Origin of the sequence: Maritalea mediterranea (assembly GCF_021568695.1) — a bacterium.
Classification (GTDB): Bacteria; Pseudomonadota; Alphaproteobacteria; order Rhizobiales; family Devosiaceae; genus Maritalea; species Maritalea mediterranea.
Genome location: NZ_JAKGTI010000003.1, coordinates 173273 through 191118 on the forward strand (window position 1 = coordinate 173273; position 17846 = coordinate 191118).

The 17846-nt window shown below is 53.8% G+C and carries 16 protein-coding genes; 11 read left to right on the forward strand and 5 right to left on the reverse strand.

Translation table 11 applies throughout. The annotated features are described in order from the left end of the window. Positions 1-75 precede the first annotated feature (75 nt). Both hppD and L1I42_RS13725 read left to right on the forward strand, forming a co-directional pair. Positions 76-1200 carry a 4-hydroxyphenylpyruvate dioxygenase gene (gene hppD, locus L1I42_RS13720; RefSeq protein WP_236115239.1) on the forward strand — a complete coding sequence of 375 codons (1125 nt, stop codon included), beginning with the start codon at positions 76-78 and terminating at the stop codon, positions 1198-1200. 179 nt (positions 1201-1379) lie between these two features. Then, positions 1380-3410 (forward strand): putative bifunctional diguanylate cyclase/phosphodiesterase, encoded by a 2031-nt coding sequence (locus tag L1I42_RS13725; RefSeq protein ID WP_236115240.1) that lies wholly within the window; start codon positions 1380-1382, stop codon positions 3408-3410. 18 nt (positions 3411-3428) lie between these two features. Here L1I42_RS13725 and L1I42_RS13730 read toward each other — a convergent pair whose 3' ends face one another. Beyond that, positions 3429-4310, reverse strand: a complete 882-nt coding sequence (locus tag L1I42_RS13730) for a MurR/RpiR family transcriptional regulator (RefSeq protein ID WP_236115241.1) — start codon at positions 4308-4310, stop codon at positions 3429-3431. Positions 4311-4488: 178 nt separating this feature from the next. Between L1I42_RS13730 and L1I42_RS13735 the strand changes: the two genes are divergently transcribed. From L1I42_RS13735 to L1I42_RS13745, 3 genes are all read left to right on the forward strand, one after another. Continuing rightward, entirely contained in the window at positions 4489-4995 is a 507-nt protein-coding gene (locus tag L1I42_RS13735) for a TRAP transporter small permease (protein ID WP_236115242.1), read from the forward strand. Next, positions 4992-6272, forward strand: coding sequence for a TRAP transporter large permease (locus L1I42_RS13740; RefSeq protein ID WP_236115243.1), 1281 nt, complete (start codon positions 4992-4994; stop codon positions 6270-6272). The genes L1I42_RS13735 and L1I42_RS13740 overlap by 4 nt, the downstream gene beginning before the upstream one ends. A gap of 74 nt (positions 6273-6346) precedes the next feature. Continuing rightward, entirely contained in the window at positions 6347-7402 is a 1056-nt protein-coding gene (locus tag L1I42_RS13745; RefSeq protein WP_236115244.1) for a TRAP transporter substrate-binding protein, read from the forward strand. A 55-nt stretch (positions 7403-7457) separates the two neighbouring features. Here the strand turns inward: L1I42_RS13745 and mctR are convergent, their stop codons facing one another. Next, positions 7458-8096: a two-component system response regulator MctR gene (gene mctR, locus L1I42_RS13750; protein ID WP_236115245.1), complete on the reverse strand. Its 639-nt coding sequence runs from the start codon at positions 8094-8096 to the stop codon at positions 7458-7460. Then, positions 8093-9520, reverse strand: a complete 1428-nt coding sequence (locus L1I42_RS13755; protein WP_236115509.1) for a cache domain-containing protein — start codon at positions 9518-9520, stop codon at positions 8093-8095. The genes mctR and L1I42_RS13755 overlap by 4 nt, the downstream gene beginning before the upstream one ends. Before the next feature lie 231 nt (positions 9521-9751). On the opposite strand from L1I42_RS13755, the gene L1I42_RS13760 reads away from it, so the two are divergent. From L1I42_RS13760 to L1I42_RS13780, 5 genes are all read left to right on the forward strand, one after another. Then, positions 9752-10852 carry a TRAP transporter substrate-binding protein gene (locus L1I42_RS13760; protein WP_236115246.1) on the forward strand — a complete coding sequence of 367 codons (1101 nt, stop codon included), beginning with the start codon at positions 9752-9754 and terminating at the stop codon, positions 10850-10852. Between the two features lie 112 nt (positions 10853-10964). Next, a complete protein-coding gene (locus L1I42_RS13765; RefSeq protein WP_236115247.1) occupies positions 10965-11681 on the forward strand; it encodes a TRAP transporter small permease subunit in 717 nt (238 codons plus the stop codon). Then, entirely contained in the window at positions 11678-13054 is a 1377-nt protein-coding gene (locus L1I42_RS13770; protein WP_236115248.1) for a TRAP transporter large permease, read from the forward strand. Before L1I42_RS13765 ends, L1I42_RS13770 begins: the two co-directional genes overlap by 4 nt. A gap of 124 nt (positions 13055-13178) precedes the next feature. Then, positions 13179-14066, forward strand: a complete 888-nt coding sequence (locus tag L1I42_RS13775; RefSeq protein WP_236115249.1) for a c-type cytochrome — start codon at positions 13179-13181, stop codon at positions 14064-14066. A gap of 21 nt (positions 14067-14087) precedes the next feature. Then, positions 14088-14699 (forward strand): LysE family translocator, encoded by a 612-nt coding sequence (locus L1I42_RS13780; RefSeq protein ID WP_236115250.1) that lies wholly within the window; start codon positions 14088-14090, stop codon positions 14697-14699. Positions 14700-14777: 78 nt separating this feature from the next. Here L1I42_RS13780 and L1I42_RS13785 read toward each other — a convergent pair whose 3' ends face one another. Next, complete coding sequence (locus L1I42_RS13785) at positions 14778-16367, reverse strand: L-aspartate oxidase (RefSeq protein WP_236115251.1); 1590 nt, start codon at positions 16365-16367, stop codon at positions 14778-14780. Positions 16368-16619: 252 nt separating this feature from the next. On the opposite strand from L1I42_RS13785, the gene L1I42_RS13790 reads away from it, so the two are divergent. Then, a complete protein-coding gene (locus tag L1I42_RS13790; protein WP_236115252.1) occupies positions 16620-17126 on the forward strand; it encodes a CreA family protein in 507 nt (168 codons plus the stop codon). A gap of 46 nt (positions 17127-17172) precedes the next feature. Here L1I42_RS13790 and L1I42_RS13795 read toward each other — a convergent pair whose 3' ends face one another. Then, complete coding sequence (locus L1I42_RS13795) at positions 17173-17769, reverse strand: COG3904 family protein (RefSeq protein ID WP_236115253.1); 597 nt, start codon at positions 17767-17769, stop codon at positions 17173-17175. Positions 17770-17846 lie beyond the last annotated feature (77 nt).

Genomic DNA, 17846 nt, shown 5'->3' on the forward strand with positions numbered 1-17846 from the left:
GTGTGGAAATCGCAAGCACATTGCACTTCATATGCGGCATAATAATCGTCAGACAATTTAGATAGGGAGAGACAAATGGGTCCGTTTCCACACGACGCACCTCCAGCCAAGATTACCGACGAGAACCCCGCCGGTACCGATGGTTTTGAATTTGTAGAATTCGCACATGATGAGCCGGAAAAGCTTGAAGCGCTGTTCACCAAGATGGGCTATACGCCTGTGGCCAAGCACAAGAGCAAAAACATCACCGTTTGGCGTCAGGGCGATATCAACTACATTCTGAACGGCGAAAAAGACAGCTTTGGCGGTCGTTTTGTTGATCTGCACGGCCCTTGCGCGCCTTCCATGGCCTGGCGGGTGGTTGATGCGCAACATGCGTTCGACCATGCAGTGAAAAATGGTGCGGAGCCATATGAAGGCGACGATAAGTCCATCGATGCGCCGGCCATTTTGGGCATTGGCGGTTCTCTGCTTTATTTCATCGAGAAATATGGTGAGAAGGGCTCCGCTTATGAAGCTGAATATGAGTGGATTGGTGAAAAAGATCCGAAACCGGAAGGCGTGGGGTTCTATTATCTCGACCACCTGACCCACAATGTGTTCCGTGGCAATATGGACAAATGGTGGGATTTTTACCGCGATCTGTTTAATTTCGAGCAAATCCACTTTTTCGATATTGATGGTCGGATCACCGGTCTCACCAGCCGGGCGATCACCTCGCCTTGTGGCAAGATCCGCATTCCGCTGAATGAGTCCAAGGACGATACCAGCCAGATCGAAGAATATTTGAAAAAATATAAGGGTGAAGGCATTCAGCATATCGCGGTGGGGTGTGATGATATCTATAGCTGCACCGACAAGCTGGCGGAAAATGAACTGAAGTTCATGCCTGGCCCGCCAAAGACATATTATGACATGTCTTACGACCGGGTGAATGGACATGATGAGCCAATCGACCGGATGGCCAAGCACGGCATCTTGATCGACGGCGAAGGGGTGATTGATGGCGGCATGACCAAGATCTTGCTGCAAATCTTCTCCAAAACTGTGATCGGCCCAATCTTCTTTGAGTTTATTCAACGCAAAGGCGATGAAGGCTTTGGCGAAGGCAACTTCCGCGCTTTGTTTGAATCTATCGAGCGCGAGCAGATTGAACGTGGCGTCTTAAAGGCTGAAGAATCCGTGACCGCCGCGGAATAAAGACAATAGAGAGCCTAGGGGTAGGGCGCGTCCGTTTGGGCGCGCCCTTTTTTGTTCAGCTATTTAGGTTTTTCGTTAAATGACTGAAAGAAAACACAAATTTTCTCATGTAAATAATTATGTAATAAAACTAGCCCACAGTTCGGCCATTATGTTTCGCGTATATTTTGGATGAACTGATGAGCCGGTGGGGATTTGTTGCTTCAATTTTTTCAATTGTAAGCGCATTTTGCGTGCTGGTGTTTTTTGCGTCATCCATGGCGCCTTTGCTGGTGCAAAAGCTCAGTGATCTGGATGCCAAGCAATTGGCGCGTAAGTCAGCCTTGGCGCTACGCACTGAATTTGATCTGCCCGGAGAATTGTCGCCCCAACATTTGGATCCGATCGAATATTTGGTCGATCAGTTTGTCATGGAAACCAGAGGTGCAGACACCGATCAAGAAGATCCTTGGAATCCTTTGATCGTGGATCAAGCGGATCATTTCGGCACGGTTTCAGGATATGCCGTCTTTACCCGATTTGAGCAACTCACCATTGCCGGGGGACAGCCTTTGATGCGGGATATGAGCTATGCCCCTTTTGCCGAGCAGGTGCGGGCAGCAATGCGAGACGGGCGCACGCGCATATTTGAGCTGCCACAATATGAAAAGCTGGAAGCACGCGCGCCAGTGGCAGTGTTGATTCCGCTTGAACGGTTGGGGATGTCGCGCGGTTTGGTGAGTATTGAAATTAAACGCCACCCGGTGGGGCATCTTGTGGTGCGCGGGGTGCAATTTTCGTCACACTTAACCTCGCTTGTGCTGGTGGTGTTGGCGTTGTTTGTATTGGCGGTCCTGTCCTATTGGGGACGGCAGCGGCGCATTGCCGAACGGCAGGCGATACATCTGGCCGATTACGATTCACTGACCGGTTTGCCCAATCGACGTAAGTTTCAACGGGATGTGGAAGCAGCACTACAGCAAGCCCGGTGGGAGGACCGAAACTTTAATCTGATCAGCCTGGATGTAGATGCGTTTAAACAGGTGAATGACTATTATGGCCATGAGGCAGGCGACCGGTTGCTGGTCGTGGCGGCCAAACGGTTGAGCAACACGTTGGGGCAATTGGGGCAGGTCTATCGCCTGTCCGGCGATGAGTTTGTTGCCATTTGCTGGGCCGATGGCACGCCAACGCCTGACGATATGGTGACGCAGTTTTTGCAGGTGATGCAACGCCCGATTACCACAGATCACGCACGGTTTACCGCCACAATGAGTGTGGGCAGCGCGCAATGCCCCAAAGACAGCAAAACGCGGGACGGGCTGATCAAATGTGCAGATTTGGCGCTTTATGATGCCAAGGCCAACGGCGCCGGCCAGTTTGTGGCGTTCCGTCCGGAGCTGCAAACAGCGTTGGATGAGCGCTTTTTGTTGCAAACTGAGTTGGAATTGGCGCTGGAGGGAAATGGTTTGGAGGTGGCGTTTCAACCGCTGGTGCGCTCCACCAATCGCTGTGTGATGGGGTTTGAGGCGTTGGCCAGATGGCCGCATAAGAGATTGGGTGCCGTCAGCCCTGGCGTGTTCATTCCACTTGCGGAAAGTACCGGTCTGATCGAAGTATTGACCGACCAAATGCTCTATCAAGCCTGTCGTGCCGCGTTGCATTGGCCTGATCATATGATCGTCGCGGTCAATATCTCGCCGGTGTTGCTGCGCAATGAAAATTTTGTCGACAATATTGCCCATATTCTGGAGCGAACCGGCTTGCCGGCCCATCGCCTGGAAATAGAAATCACCGAGGGTGTGTTTGTTTATAACACCGAGCAGGTTGTCGAGCATTTGACCGCTTTGCGCGCCTTGGGGGTGCAGGTGGCCATGGATGATTTTGGCACCGGTTATTCCAGCTTGAATTATCTGACACGTTTGCCGATCAGCAAGCTCAAGATTGACAAAAGCTTCGTGGCTCGTTTGGGGCAGGACAAGGCCAATGATGCAGTGGTGAGCTGTGTGGTGGGCCTGGCGAAAACATTGGGCATTGCGACAACGGCAGAAGGCGTGGAAAATGAAACTCAGGCCACATTGCTGCGTGCGGCAGGTTGTGACTTTTTCCAAGGTTACCTATTTGGCCACCCCACGCAGGATCCCGCGCACATGATTTTCTCGTCTCACAAATCGATGGCGCGATTTGACAAGGGATCTACGGGGGAGTGGCAAAATAGCCACGTGGCCTGAGGCGCTTGCAGCTATCGATCAATCGCCGACCGGTTGCGGGCCGGTGTTACCATGTAGCGCAGTGAGGCTGGAGCGAATGCGCCGTAGATTTTCTTTGGTGGTTTCTGGCCGTTGCCGGGCAACAGTTGCGGCGAGAATGTCGATGGTTGCCAAAAAGACCAGCCGCGATGCCGTCGGCTTATAGATATCAGGATCTTCAGGCAGACTTAAACCGATGGTGAAATCGCACACATGGGCCAGCGGTGACTCGGGCTTGGTCAGCGCGACAGTTTTGGCGCCATATTGCCGGGCCACTTTCGCACTATCAATGTTGGAGCGGGGCAAGCCGGTGGCGGAAATAAACACCATCATATCTTGCGGGGTCAGTGTGGCGGCGTGCATGCGCTGCAGATAGGCATCTGAGACCGCATTGGCCGCAAAACCAAGGCGGAAAAAGCGATTTGCGGCGTCAAAAGCAACGGTGGTCGAGCCGCCGCCTACGCCGCAAAAAATAATCTTATGGGCCGCGTTGATGTGGCTGGCAACGGCCTTGATCATATCTTGGTTGAGTTGAGATCGGGCCACATTTGCGGTGACATAGAAGGTTTGAAAGACCTGATCAATCAGATTTTTTTGATCGCTTTCGGGATCATTCCCCGAGACCAGATATTGCAGCGATACGGCGACATTTTGCGCCAGTCTGATTTTAAAATCACGATAGCCAGTGCAGCCCAATGTGCGGCAAAAACGGATCACGGTCGGCTCCGACACATCACAGGCCGCGGCCAGGCTGGCCACAGACATGTCGCTGACCTGTTCCAGATTGTCCAATACATAGCTGGCCACCCGTTGTTCACGGGCATTGTAGCTGCCGTCTCTTTGCCGAATCTGTGAGATAATATCCAATGCTGTATCGCCCATAAAATCGCTTTAAATGCACGCCGCAGCGTCCATTTTCCCTCCCGACTTAAAAAAACATGATTCGTCTGACCTGTCGGACATAATCGTCAATTGTGACATTAAACTACAAAAATTACGCTTTACAATGTGTTTTTTATCTCATATTTGTAGTTTTGCTACATTTTGCAAGGGAGGACACATGTCGGCAATTGCAGCACGGTTAAGCACAGGATTGAACTGGGGCGTAGAGCGTTTTGTGGCGCTGTTGATGGCGCTGCTGGTGCTGGATGTGTGGATCGGCGTGGTCGATCGCTACATTTTCCATTGGCAATTGCCGTGGCCGGAAGTGGTGGCGCGCTACTTAATGATTTGGGCCGCCATGTTGGCCATTTCCGCAGGGATCGCGCGGCGTGAACATATTGGCTTGCATGCGCTGATTTCAAAAGTGCCGCATCAATTCCGCCGGTTTGTGTTGCTCGGCCTCGATCTCGTGACCTTTTTGCTGTTTTTCTATGTGTTCTGGTATGGCATCGGCTTTGCCCAGACCGGGGCCAATCGCCAAGCAATGATCTTTGGCATGACCTTGTTGGTCCCGTTTGCTGCCATTCCGGTTTCCGCCGCCATTTGCGCCATTCAAACGCTGCTTGTGGCCATTCGTGATCAAGGCGCGCTGATTGTGCCTAACTCAGAGGGGATGGTGGAATGATTATCGCACTTGCTTTTGTTGGACTGGTTATATTGGGTTTGCCGATTGGGTTTGCGCTTGGCGCAGCCGGGGTGATCGGGCTCTATCAAATTGGCGGCGACAATTTTGTCGCCCTCGGCCCGGGTAAAATGTTTAACGGGCTGAATATTTTCCCGTTTCTCGCCATGCCCTTCTTTATTCTCGCTGGCGAAATCATGAACCATACGGGCATCACCTCGCGTCTGGTGATGTTGGCGCAGGTGCTTGTTGGACATTTCCGCGGCGGGCTGGCGCACACCAATATGCTGGCCTCTGTGTTCTTTGCCGGGCTGACCGGTTCGGCCACCGCTGACGCGGCAGCATTTGGTAAAACGCTGGTGCCTTCCATGGTGGAGCGTGGTTATCGGCGAGATTATGCCTGCGCCGTTACCGCGGCGGGTTCCATCATCGGGCCGACCATTCCGCCCTCTGGCTTGATGGTGGTTTATGGCTCTTTGATGGGCGTGTCGATTGGTGGGCTGTTTGCCGCTGGTCTGTTGCCGGGCCTCATTATCTGTGCGGTGTGTATGGCAGTGATCGCGATTGGCGCACGTGCCAACAATCTGCCGCAAAGCGAAGAACGCGCCCGGCTGCCGCAAATTTGGGCGACCTTTAAAGAATCTATTTTGGCGCTGTTTATGCCGATCATCATTTTGGGCGGTATTTTGGGGGGCATTGTGACCCCGACAGAGGCGGCCTCCATTGCTGTGGGCTATGCGCTGTTCATCGGCACGTTTGTTTATCGCAAGATCAATATGGACGATATGGTCAAGATGCTGATCCGCACCGCGCGGGTCACGGGCGTGATCTTTGTGATCATTGCGTTTGCCTCCATCGTCGGGTGGTATCTCAGCTTCAACCAAATTCCACAAATGGTGGCCAATTCTATTCTCGGCGTTTCGGACAATCGCTATGTGGTCATTGCGCTGATCATCGGGCTGTTGCTGGTGATCGGCATGGTGATGGACATCACCGCGATCCTGATCATTCTGGCGCCTGTTCTGGTGCCGCTGACCGCAGCGATTGGGCTGGAACCTATTCATGCAGGCATCATCTTTGTGCTGGCGCTCAACATCTCATTGATGACGCCACCCGTGGGCGCCTGCCTGTTCGTATTGTCCTCGGTCACCGGGGAACCGCTTGAACGCATTACCGCAAAGCTTTGGCCGTTTTTGTTGGCGGAAGTGGCGGTGCTGTTTGTGTTCGCCTTCTTTGAAGATTTGGCGCTGTTGATGCCGCGATTGCTTGGATTTGCTTAGGGCAGGGACTGCCTAAAGCGAACGGTTTGCGCCCCACCGTCAAACATCTGGGGCGCGCAAAAAGGGAGTGAATTATGACACTGAAAAAACTAGCACTTGGGTTGACTTTGGGCGTTGCCGTTGTGGGCGCAGCCAGCACGGCATTTGCGGATACAAAATTGCTGAAATTCGCGCATGACAACAAAACTGATCCATTTGAGAACCCGGCCCATGCGTGCACCGCTGTATTTGCCAATATTGTTGAAGCAGACACCAATGGCTCAATTGATGTTGAGGTTTATCCTTCCAACCAATTGGGGTCAGCGGCAGAGCATGTGCAGTTCCTCAAGGATAATGTTATCCAGGCGACCTTGACGTCTACTGGCGCGATCTCATCATATTATCCGCGTATTGACGTGTTGAACTTGGCTTTTGCGTTTGACCATAATGCGGCGACCTATGAAGTGTTTGATGGTCCATTCGGCCAGGCCCTGGCGGCAGATATTGAAGCCAGCATTGAAAACACCAAAGTGCTGGGCTTCCCGGATACTGGCGGCTTTTTTGCCATCACCAACTCGAAGCGTCCAATTGAAACATTGGAAGACTTTGAAGGTATTCGCGTCCGCACCATGACGTTGCCATCACACCAGAAAATCATTCAGGCGATGGGCGGCGAAGCCTATCCATTGTCTTGGGGTGAGGTATATTCCGGTCTGCAAACCGGCGTAATCGACGGCCAAATGAACCCTGTGCCGATCATTTCGTTCGCGAACTTCTCTGAGGTTCAGGACTATATGACCCTGACCAACCACTTGTTCTCACCTTACACTTTCATGATGTCAGAAGACTTCTGGGATTCTCTGACCGATCATGAAAAGCGCGTGGTGAACTATGCAGCTGAAAGCTGTGTGACCGCGAGCCGTGGCCTGAGCCGGATCATCGAAGCGTCTGACCGCGGCCTGGCTGGCTTGATGGACAAGATCGAAGTGACAGCCCTTTCTGCTGAAGCACGTGAAGAGTTCAAAGCGGCTGCGCAACCCGCTGTGCTCAAGCATGTGGAAGAAGAGTTGGGTGAAGAAGGCGTTGAGCTGTTGAACAAGTTCAAAGATGCCGTCGAAGACGCCAACAATGCCACTTATCTGGCAGACTAATTTCCCTAGACCCTAGAGGAAACTTGGGCGGGCCCTCGGGCCCGCTTTTTTTGTGCTAATTGATCAAGCCGTTGGAAATGGCATATTTGGTCAGGCCGGCGGTGGAGGAGATGCCGAGCTTTTTCTTGATGTTTTTGCGGTGGGTTTCCACCGTGCGTACAGAAATATCCAGCTTTTCGGCAACTTCCCGGTTCGACACACCTTCGGCCACCAGCAATAAGACCGCCTGTTCGCGCGTGGTAAGGGGCGTTTCCACATCAGATTTTGGCTTGTCGGCCATCAGCGCCTGGGCGGCGCCGGTGGAGAAATAAGTGCCGCCAGAAGCTACGGTTTCAATAGCATGGACAATCTCGTCGGTGGACACATCCTTGAGCAAATAGCCCGACGCGCCATACATGGTTGATGTGGAAATATATTCACGACTATCATGCATGGACAGCATCAAAAGCCTTGTGTTGGGCAATTGCTCTTTGAACACTTCAATGGCATCGATGCCGTTCATTTCCGGCATGTTGATGTCCATAAGCACCACATCGGGCTTGCCAGACACGGCGATTTTCAAACCTTGTTTGGCAGAAGAGGCGGCGCCGAGCACTTCGATGTGGGCATAGGTTTCCAGCACGGATCTTATGCCTTCCAGCACCAATGGGTGGTCGTCAATCAGAACGACTTTAATTGGATCGGCGTTGTTCATGCGCTTGTTGCTTCTTTCAAGTTGGCTTGCGCCGCGTCCTTATCTGGCTCTTTCTCATGGGTGAGATAAATGGAAGAAGGCAATTTGGCAATCAAATGTGTGCCATTGCTTGAGGTTTTAATTTCCAATGTGCCGCCAAAATGCTCCATGCGCTCCTGCATATTGCGCAAGCCCAGTCCGGAACGGGCTGGATTATTGGCACGGATGGATTTGCGGCGGGCTTCCAGCAGATTGGAAAAGCCGCAGCCATTATCGACAATGTGCATTTCCAGCCCCGCCTTTGTGCTTTTGAGCTGCAGCAGAATCTTGCTGGCGCCGGAATGGCGCTCAATATTGTTGAGCGCCTCTTGCGCCACGCGATAGACGGCCGTTTTGGCATCTGTGGGGAGCACATTTTTGTAGGCGACGCTTTTCAGTTCCACCTCAATATTGGTGCGTTCGGCGAAATTGCCAGTCAGCGCCTCAAGCGCTGCGGTCAGCCCTAAATCGTCAAGGATGCCGGGGCGCAGATCGTGGGAGATGCGGCGCACTTCCTTGATCGCGGCATTGAGGGCTTCGGCGCCATGTTCAATGCTGGCGAGGGCATGGTCCGTGCCTTTTTTCGCCTGTCGTTGGGCGAGATCCAGCACATAACGCACCCCGATCATATTTTGTGAAATACCGTCATGCAGTTCGCGCGCGATACGGGTGCGCTCTTCTTCTTGCGTATCGACAATGCGCTGGGTGAGTTCTTTCAGCTTGGTATCGGCCATTTTGCGTTCGCGCAGATTGAGCACGATACCGGTGCCGAACACGGCGAAAACGGCGGGCACTGTGATCAAGGCAACCCAGAAAAAGGTCTGGTTGACCCGGTCGCTCAGGCTTTGATTGGCCGCAGCAGTTTGCGCCAGAATATCGTCAATATAGGCGCCAGTGCCCAGCATCCATTGCCATTTATCCAGCCCTACAGCGTAGCCGATCTTGTCGGACCGTTCGCTGGAAGAGGGTTTTTCCCACACATAGCGATGAAAGCCGCCGCCATTTTTAGCCGCCTCGATGAGCGCCGCGACGTCCGGGTGGTCGGCCCAGTTTTCGCCGATACGAAATTCCTGGCGCGGGTGCACAATATTGGTGCCGTCATAGTGATAGACATAGAAATAGCCATCTTCACCAAATTCCAATGTCTGTAAAATACGGATCACTTTTTGTTTGGCTTCTGGATCGTCAATATCGGCCGGGCCGTAATAGGGGGCAATGGCGGTCAGGGCCAATTCAATATAGTTTTTCAGCTCTTCCTCTTTCGCCTCCAGCATGGATTGCTCGAAAGCTGTGATGCCCTGTTTGGACAATTCACTGGATTGCCAGGTCACAAGACTGGTGATCGCGAGGATCGCCAGAATAAGCGGCAGGGTGGCAAGGGCGAGGATCTTTTGTCTGAAATTCATGGTCGCCAGCATTTTGTAACCTTTGCCAAATTGTCGAGGCGTCATTTAACCCGCCTACGTAATAATGGGTAATTTAGCACAAGTTCCGCGTGGTCAAAGCCCAAGATTGGCGTACAAAGAGGCTGGACGTTTCCAGCCAGTTTACGCATTGTGCTGGTTCGGTCTATAGTTCCGCGGTGACTTTTGATGGCAGCCATTAAAAGCGCCGAGTTCATTTTTGGGAGGAATTCAATGAAAAGACGCGAGTTTTTCAAAAAAGCTGGGGTGAGCGCTGTTGGTGCAGCCGGTGCCGCGACATTGGCCACGCCTGCGCTTTCACAGGGCAATATGGAATGGATTGCCGTTTCAGCATTCGGTAAAGCCGGCCTTTTGGGCGCGGCGCTGGACAAATTTGCTGAAGATGTCGCCACCATGTCCGACGGCAAATTGTCCATCAAAACCTATCATGCTGGCGAGCTTGTGGGCGGTTTGGAAGCGCTGGACGCTGTTCAGTCCGGCACCGCGCAAATGGGCTTTGGCGCGCCTTACTATTGGGAAGGCAAGTCTGACAGCATCTCATTTGTGGCGGCCATGCCTTACGGTTTGAACGCGCAAGAGCAAAACGCGTGGTTCTATTATGGCGGCGGCATCGAAATGGCCGACCGTTTGAGCTACAACCCACTTGGCGTGAAGTTCCTGCCAATGGGCAACACCGGCAACCAAATGGGCGGCTGGTATGCCAAAGAAATCAACACTGTTGATGATTTGGATGGCCTCAAGTTCCGTATGCCAGGTCTGGGCGGCGAAGTGCTGAAGACATTCGGCGTGAACGTTGTTCTGCTGCCAGGTAACGAAGTGCTGCCGGCTTTGACTTCCGGCGCGATCGACGGCACCGAGTGGATTGGCCCTGCGGCAGACCTGGGCGCTGGCTTCTTTAAAGTGGTCAACAACTACTACTATCCTGGCTGGCACGAGCCTGCCACTGTGTTGGATGCCTTCTTTGATATGCAGGCATGGGACGCGCTGGATGATCAGACACGTGGTGTCGTTGAACGGGCAGCTGCTTCCACCAACCTTTGGATTCTGTCGCGCTTCCAGGCGGTGAACAATGCGTCACTGCAAAAACTGATCAACGAGCACAATGTGAACCTGCAGCCTTATTCTGACGAATTGCTGCAAGCGATTGGTGAGCGGACAGCGGAAGTTGTGCGGGACCGCGCTACTGTTTCACCTGAAGCATCAGAGCTTTACAACTCATTGATCGAATGGCGTCGCACCATGGTTGAATGGTCAGGCATTTCTGAAGGTAAATTCATGAATGCACGGACTTCAGCCAAGTTTGAAGCCATTTAATCGACATGTCTAAAAGAGCCGTCGGCATCAGTCGGCGGCTTTTTTGTATCTGGGAGCGGGGGGACGCTTAATGGCTGGCCTTGTTGGTGCTCTACAAAAGGGATGGGCCCCTGTGTGTAGAGCCATATCTAACGTATATGTGCGGACAATTGTGGTGCTGGCGGTATGTTATGCCATAGGCTTTGCGGTCGGGCTTGGCTTTCAGGACCGTGCGGGCACCCATGCAAAAATTCATGCCATTGTGGCAGGCATTCTGGCGCTACTGGTTTTTGTGGCCGACACAGATGTGCGGCGCAAAGTGGCCAATTTCATTGATCGGGTAAATATGGTGATCGGCCACATTATGGCCTGGACCGCCCTTTTGCTGGTGCTCAATGTGTTTTTGGTGGTGGTGCTGCGCTACGTCTTTTCGATCGGCGAAGTGTGGATGCAGGAAAGCTATATCTGGATGCACGCCTTTATCTTTATGCTGGGGGCGGGCTACACGATGTTGCATAATGGGCATGTGCGCATCGATTTGATCTATGCCGGTGCGAGCAACAAATATAAAGACATCATCAATATCGCCGGCACGGTCTGTTTTGGATTTCCGGTGCTGTGGTTGATTTATTGGCGCGGGTTTGATTTTTTCGATCGGTCTTTCTCGCGGATGGAGGGCAGTGCTGAAGTGGGCGGTTTGCCCAATCTGTTTATCCTGAAAGGGGTAATTCCGGCGATGGCACTCTTATTGGGGCTGCAATTGATTTCGATGAGTTTGCGGGCCATTGATCGGCTGATCACAGGTGAAACCGTGTCGTTGGTCAATGATGATGAAGAGGTGATGGCATGACCCCAGAACTTCTTGCCTTTATCATGTTCGGGGTCACGATTGTGGTCCTTATTCTTGGGTTTCCGGTAGCGCTGACGCTGGCCGGGTCGGCCATCTTTTTTGCCTTTATCGGTGATCAGCTTGATCTGTTCCGCTTTGCCTTTTTGAACCTGTCGCCAACGCGGATTTTCTCGACCATGAAGAACGAGCCGCTGGTCGCTGTGCCGCTGTTTGTTTATATGGGCGTGGTGCTGCAACGATCGGACATTGCCGGGCAATTGCTGGAATCAATGGGTCAGTTGTTCGGCAAAATGCGCGGCGGCCTGGGCTATTCTGTGGTGATTGTGGGCGCGCTTTTGGCGGCCTCGACCGGCATTGTGGGTGCCACTGTGGTCACCATGGGCCTGATGAGCCTGCCGGTAATGCTGAAAGCCGGGTACAATCCGAAAGTAGCCTCGGGTATTATTTGTGCCTCGGGCACGTTGGGACAGATTATTCCGCCTTCTATTGTGCTTGTGCTGTTGGCCAGCATTTTGCAAGGCGTGAACGAGGAAGCGGCAGCGCTGACAGGCAATTTGGCCCCCGATCCGGTGACAGCGATTGATTTGTTTGCCGGTGCGCTTGTGCCAGGTTTGATGTTGGTTGGGCTTTATCTTGGCTGGGTGTTTATTCTCACTCTGGTGCGTCCCAACGATGTGCCTTCAATGAAGGATGAAAGCATCAATGCGCCTTCGTTTGGCACTTTGCTGAAAGCGGTATTGCCACCACTTATTCTGATTGTGCTGGTGCTGGGGTCCATTCTGGCGGGTATTGCCACGCCGACGGAATCTGCCGCGGTGGGGGCGATCGGTGCGATGGTTCTGGCCTGGCAATCGAAAAAGCTTAGCTTTACCCTGTTCCGGGATGTCGGGCTGGAGACGGTGAAAGTCTCTTCCATGGTGTTCCTGATCATCATCGGCGCGGGCTTGTTCTCCACCGTGTTTAAAGGCTTTGGTGGGGATGATGTGATTGCTGATTTCTTGCGCAATCTGCCGGGCGGCGCTTTCTCCGCCTTGCTGCTGGTGATGCTTTTGATGTTCCTTTTGGGTTTCTTCCTGGATTTCATCGAGATCATCTATGTGGTGGTGCCGATTGTTGGCCCGATCCTGATTGCTTTGGGCTATGACCCGTTGTGGCTCGGCGTGATGATTGCCATCAACCTGCAAACCAGCTTTTTGACGCCGCCCTTTGGGTTCGCCCTGTTCTATTTGCGCGGGGTGGCACCGAAGGACTTCAAGACCCGCGATCTTTATGCGGGGGTCCTGCCCTTCATCTTTATCCAGGTGTTGGCGTTGGCCCTGTTGTGGGTGTTCCCAAGTTTGGTGACGTGGTTACCGGATGCGCTGTTTTCTTAAACACAACGCATGATTTCACACGAAGTTGACAGGCCGCCCCTCCGGGGCGGTCTTTGACATTGTTGACATATTGATTGGGCATCGGAATAGTTCGATCCGGTCGGGCAAAAAGAGGGAGAGATATATGCGGCGAATTTTTATCATATTGCTGGCGCTGGTCATTGTTTTGGGCGGTGCCGCCGCGATCTATTTTCTTCGGCCCATTGAAGGTCCGGTGCGCGACTTGAGCCTGACGGCAGATGTCGAGCGCGGTCAATATGTGATGCGACTTGGTGGCTGCGTGGCCTGCCATACGGACTTAAAAAATGACGGGGCACTTTTGGCCGGTGGACCACCGCTGAAAACCCCCTTTGGCGACTTTATTGCGCCTAACATTACATCCCATCCTGACGCGGGCATTGGCGATTGGAGTGTCGAGGAATTTGCGCGCGCCATGAGCGTTGGCGAAGGGCCTGGAGGCAAGCATTATTACCCCGCCTTTCCCTACGACAATTATACCGTGATGAGTGATCAGGACATTGTTGATTTATATGCCGCGTTGATGGCAAGCTCACCGGTGGCGGAGAAAGCACCGGATCATAATCTCGGCTTTCCGTTTAACATCAGGCTGGCCATGTTGGGCTGGAAAAATTTGTTTTTTGAGCCCCGCCGGTTTGAGCCCAATCCCGAAAAGTCAGCCCTTTGGAACAGGGGCGCTTATTTGGCGCAAGGCCCGGCCCATTGTGGCGCCTGCCACACCCCAAGAAATATTCTGGGCGCCTCCGACACAAGCCAATATTTTATGGGTGCGCGTGGTGGCACCGGCGGATCCTTCGTGCCGCCGATCACCCCTGAAAGCTTGAAAGCCGATGGCTGGGATGAAGCCACGCTGACCGATGCGCTGACGGGCGGTTTTACCCCTGATTTTGACACGTTGGGGGGCTCGATGGGGGAAGTGATCAATGAATCGCTGGTGCATTGGACAGAGCAGGATATTCAGGCGCTGGTGACCTATTTGCTTGAAGGCGAGTGATTTTTCGAAAGTGAGATCAAAGTGACATTGGAATTTTTTCTGACCTCTCTGGTGGTGGTTTTGCTGCCGGGCACCGGCGTTATTTATGTTTTGGCGATCGGACTGTCGCGCGGGTTTAAGATGAGCGTGATGGCAGCATTTGGCTGTACGCTGGGGATCATTCCGGCTGCCCTAGCCAGCATTGTGGGGCTGGCAGCCATTTTACACACCAGCGCGTTGGCGTTTCAACTGATCAAATATGCGGGCGTGGCTTATTTATTCTATATGGCGTGGGGCATTTTGCGCGAGGGCGGGGCGTTGGACGTTGAAAAAGCACCCGATGCGAAAAGTGCATTAAAGACGTTGCGCGCCGGCGCATTGTTGAATGTTTTGAACCCAAAATTGTCTTTGTTTTTTCTGGCCTTTTTACCGCAATTCGTGCCGACATCGCTCACCAACCCCACACCATTAATGCTGAGCTTGGCCGGCATATTTATGGCAATGACCTTTATGGTCTTTGTGGGCTATGGGGCCTGTGCGGCGCTGGCGCGGGATTTTGTTCTGTCGCGACCCAATGTGTTGGTTTGGCTGCGGCGCGGCTTTGCGGGCACATTTGGTTTTCTCGGCCTCAAACTTGCATTTTCGGACCGCTAGCTTCAGTGGGCCGCTTTGCGATCATCTGACAGAGCTGTGCCGCGCTTACGCGCCCTCAGCTTGTTGCGTTGGAGAGCGTTAGCAGGCGTCCCTTATTTTGAGGGCTTCGGTGATGGTGAGCGTGGTGTGGTCTTTAAATTTCGGGTTTTTGTCCGGATAATCTGACCTGTAATGTCCGCCGCGGCTTTCAGTGCGCGCGAGGGCCGCCGCCGCAACGAGGGTGGCTGAGGTGGTCATATTGAGATAAGAGCGGGTCACATCGCGGGCCGTGAGCTCCAGCTCTCGAATTTCGCGCAACGCCGTTTTCAACCCCTCTTCTGATCGCTCCACCCCGACATAGTCGGTCATGATATGGCGCAATTGTTGCACCGCGGTGAGATTGCGCAAGAGCTGTTCGGCCTCCTGGCCCTTCTCCTCGTCCCATTCGATGCCGAGATAGGGTGGCAAGCTTTTATTGATTGGCTCCAGGCCGGAAATGTCTTCGGCAATACGGGCGCCGAACACCACCGCCTCCAACAAAGAGTTTGATGCTAGACGGTTGGCCCCGTGCAGGCCGGTGCACGAGGCTTCGCCGCACACCCAAAGGCCCGCCAGCGACGACCGGCCGCGATCATCCACCTTCACCCCGCCCATATGGAAGTGGGCGGCGGGGGTGACAGGAATCATGTCTTTTGACGGGTCGATGCCCGATTCTTTGCAATAGTTGGTGACGGTGGGGAAAGCATTGAATATCCGGTCGCCCAAGGCATCGCGCGTGTCCAGAAACACTTTGCGGCCCTGCTGGATTTGCCGGAAATTGGCGCGGGCCACAATGTCGCGCGGGGCCAGTTCCGCATCTTTATGCTCATCCAGCATAAAGCGCTCGCCCTTATCATTGACCAGAATAGCGCCTTCGCCGCGCAGGGCTTCGGTGGCCAGCGGCGCCGGGTCCTGCCCCACGGCCATAGCGGTGGGGTGAAATTGAACAAATTCGCTGTCGGCGATGATGGCCCCGGCGCGGGCGGCCATGCCCATGGCATGACCGCGCACGCCGGGTGGGTTGGTGGTGACCGCATACAGGCCACCCAAGCCGCCAGCGGCCAACACGGTGGCCCGGGCGCGGATCAGGACCGGTTCGGCATAACGGTCACCCAGTTTGCGGGCATAGACGCCGATCACACGGCCATCGGCGCGGGCCAGGTCTACGGCGGTGATCCCTTCGACGATGCGAATAGAAGGGGTGTTGCGCACTTCTTCGATCAAGGCACGCATAATCTCGCGACCTGCCCGGTCACCGGAGACGCGCACCACCCGATTGACCGAATGCGCCGCTTCTTTTGACAGAACAAAACGGCCATCCGGATCACGGTCGAACGGGGTGCCCCATTTGGCCAGATCTTCAATTCGTTCTGCCGCTTCGGCGGCCACCGATTCGGCCAGCTCAAAATCAACGATGCCGGCGCCGGCAATATCTGTGTCGCGCGCATGGGCTTCGGCACTGTCGCCTAAGCCCACCGCGGCGGCCACGCCCCCTTGCGCCCAGCTGGAGGATGCGCCCAGGCCCAATGGCTTGGGAGACAGCACGGTGACCGGTCGCGGGGCCAGCTTGAGGGCACAAAACAATCCGGCAAGGCCCGCCCCCACAATCAGGGCACCTTCGGCATTTAATACATTGTCATAAATGGTCATAGGCGAGTGGCTACCTTATCGCGCTGGCGCGCATTTACTTAACGGCCTATATAGATACATTGATTGGTTCGGGTTGCAAAGGGTGGAAAAATGCTCTCGCCTAGACATTTGGAAAGTCTGGCATAAGAGGTTTTGCCTCGTCTTATCAGGACGGTGGGGGATAGAGTTCTAAGGCGGCCCAGTTGAGGCCGTGGGTTGCAATATAGGCCATGATTCCCATTTATGAGGGGTATGAATTGAATGGAGTGTGACATGAAGCGATTTTTTGCGGCGGTCGTGGCCGCTTTGGGGCTGATGGCGACATCTGCGCTGGCGGAAGAGGCGGGACGAATTGGCGTCGACTGGGTGGGCAATGACATTGTGGTCGAGGCCGTGCACGATCTGGAAGTGGACGGGATCACTTGCCACTTGGCCTATTTTGATCGCGGCATGATTGACCGGTTGACCAAGGGCAATTGGTTTGAAGACCCCTCAAACTCTTCCATTGCATGCCGGGCTACCGGTCCGATAGTGATCGGTGATATCGAGCTGGATCAGGACGGTGAGGAAGTGTTCAAGCATGGGCGCTCCTTCCTTTGGAAGAAGCTTGTGGTGAACCGGGTGTATGATGCGGCCAACAACACCATGATCTATTTGTCGCACTCGCGGCAGGTGACCGATGGCTCCGCCAAAATGGCAATTTCTACCGTACCTTTTTATGGGGTTGAGGTGACCTGGGACCCGGAATTCTGGCCCGATGGGCCGCCCAAGGCAGAGTAATCGCGGACCAAATCAGTGCCCCGCCGATCATGCGGGGCACTTTTGCCTAATGTGATCCGATGGGCTTGGTAAGCAGGCGATATTTGCGGATTTCACTTTCAGACATAATGTGGATATCGTCCGCCGGGGCAGCCTCCAGCGTGAACCAGTAAAACTGATCGCTCCCCAGCATGGTGTGCGCATATCTGGTATATTTGGCGTGCTCCCCTGAAGAGCGCGGAAATTCGGCGCCGTCTCGTTCCCCATCGGACCAAGAATGCACGCCAATAATCGCGCCGCGCTCCATGGTGCGTTCAACCCCGGCCAGAAACAGATCAACACCGCCCGAATAAATCTCGGATTCAGAATGCAGCATGGTTTTAAACCGGTGCTTGCGCAAATAATAGCCCAGCTTGATCATCATATCATCGTCAGTCGAGCCATCGATGACATGCATCAGGATCGTGTCCACTTGCGGGTTTTGCTGATGCAGGCGCACAAACTGGCTATAGGTACGTGAGGTGATCTCATAATCCATATGCACAATATTGCCTTCCACCTCGAAATCGGTGCCGGCAAAGCTATGCTGGGGCACCATGGCGGCAAGCAGCAGGAAAAGTGCCCCGATTGGGAAAAGAGATTTGATGCGACGAATTACAATCATGGCCGGTCCTTTTGTAAATTTCGCCCAGCCTAGCGAAAAGCCAAATGCAAAAGGTTAAGGGGCGCAACGAAAAAAGC

Excerpts from the sequence above, each read along its gene's own strand:
- hppD (WP_236115239.1), top strand. The coding sequence starts at position 76 with ATGGGTCCGTTTCCACACGACGCACCTCCAGCCAAGATTACCGACGAG.
- L1I42_RS13725 (WP_236115240.1), top strand. The coding sequence starts at position 1,380 with ATGAGCCGGTGGGGATTTGTTGCTTCAATTTTTTCAATTGTAAGCGCA.
- L1I42_RS13730 (WP_236115241.1), bottom strand. The coding sequence starts at position 4,310 with ATGGGCGATACAGCATTGGATATTATCTCACAGATTCGGCAAAGAGAC.
- L1I42_RS13735 (WP_236115242.1), top strand. The coding sequence starts at position 4,489 with ATGTCGGCAATTGCAGCACGGTTAAGCACAGGATTGAACTGGGGCGTA.
- L1I42_RS13740 (WP_236115243.1), top strand. The coding sequence starts at position 4,992 with ATGATTATCGCACTTGCTTTTGTTGGACTGGTTATATTGGGTTTGCCG.
- L1I42_RS13745 (WP_236115244.1), top strand. The coding sequence starts at position 6,347 with ATGACACTGAAAAAACTAGCACTTGGGTTGACTTTGGGCGTTGCCGTT.
- mctR (WP_236115245.1), bottom strand. The coding sequence starts at position 8,096 with ATGAACAACGCCGATCCAATTAAAGTCGTTCTGATTGACGACCACCCA.
- L1I42_RS13755 (WP_236115509.1), bottom strand. The coding sequence starts at position 9,520 with ATGAATTTCAGACAAAAGATCCTCGCCCTTGCCACCCTGCCGCTTATT.
- L1I42_RS13760 (WP_236115246.1), top strand. The coding sequence starts at position 9,752 with ATGAAAAGACGCGAGTTTTTCAAAAAAGCTGGGGTGAGCGCTGTTGGT.
- L1I42_RS13770 (WP_236115248.1), top strand. The coding sequence starts at position 11,678 with ATGACCCCAGAACTTCTTGCCTTTATCATGTTCGGGGTCACGATTGTG.
- L1I42_RS13775 (WP_236115249.1), top strand. The coding sequence starts at position 13,179 with ATGCGGCGAATTTTTATCATATTGCTGGCGCTGGTCATTGTTTTGGGC.
- L1I42_RS13785 (WP_236115251.1), bottom strand. The coding sequence starts at position 16,367 with ATGACCATTTATGACAATGTATTAAATGCCGAAGGTGCCCTGATTGTG.
- L1I42_RS13790 (WP_236115252.1), top strand. The coding sequence starts at position 16,620 with ATGAAGCGATTTTTTGCGGCGGTCGTGGCCGCTTTGGGGCTGATGGCG.
- L1I42_RS13795 (WP_236115253.1), bottom strand. The coding sequence starts at position 17,769 with ATGATTGTAATTCGTCGCATCAAATCTCTTTTCCCAATCGGGGCACTT.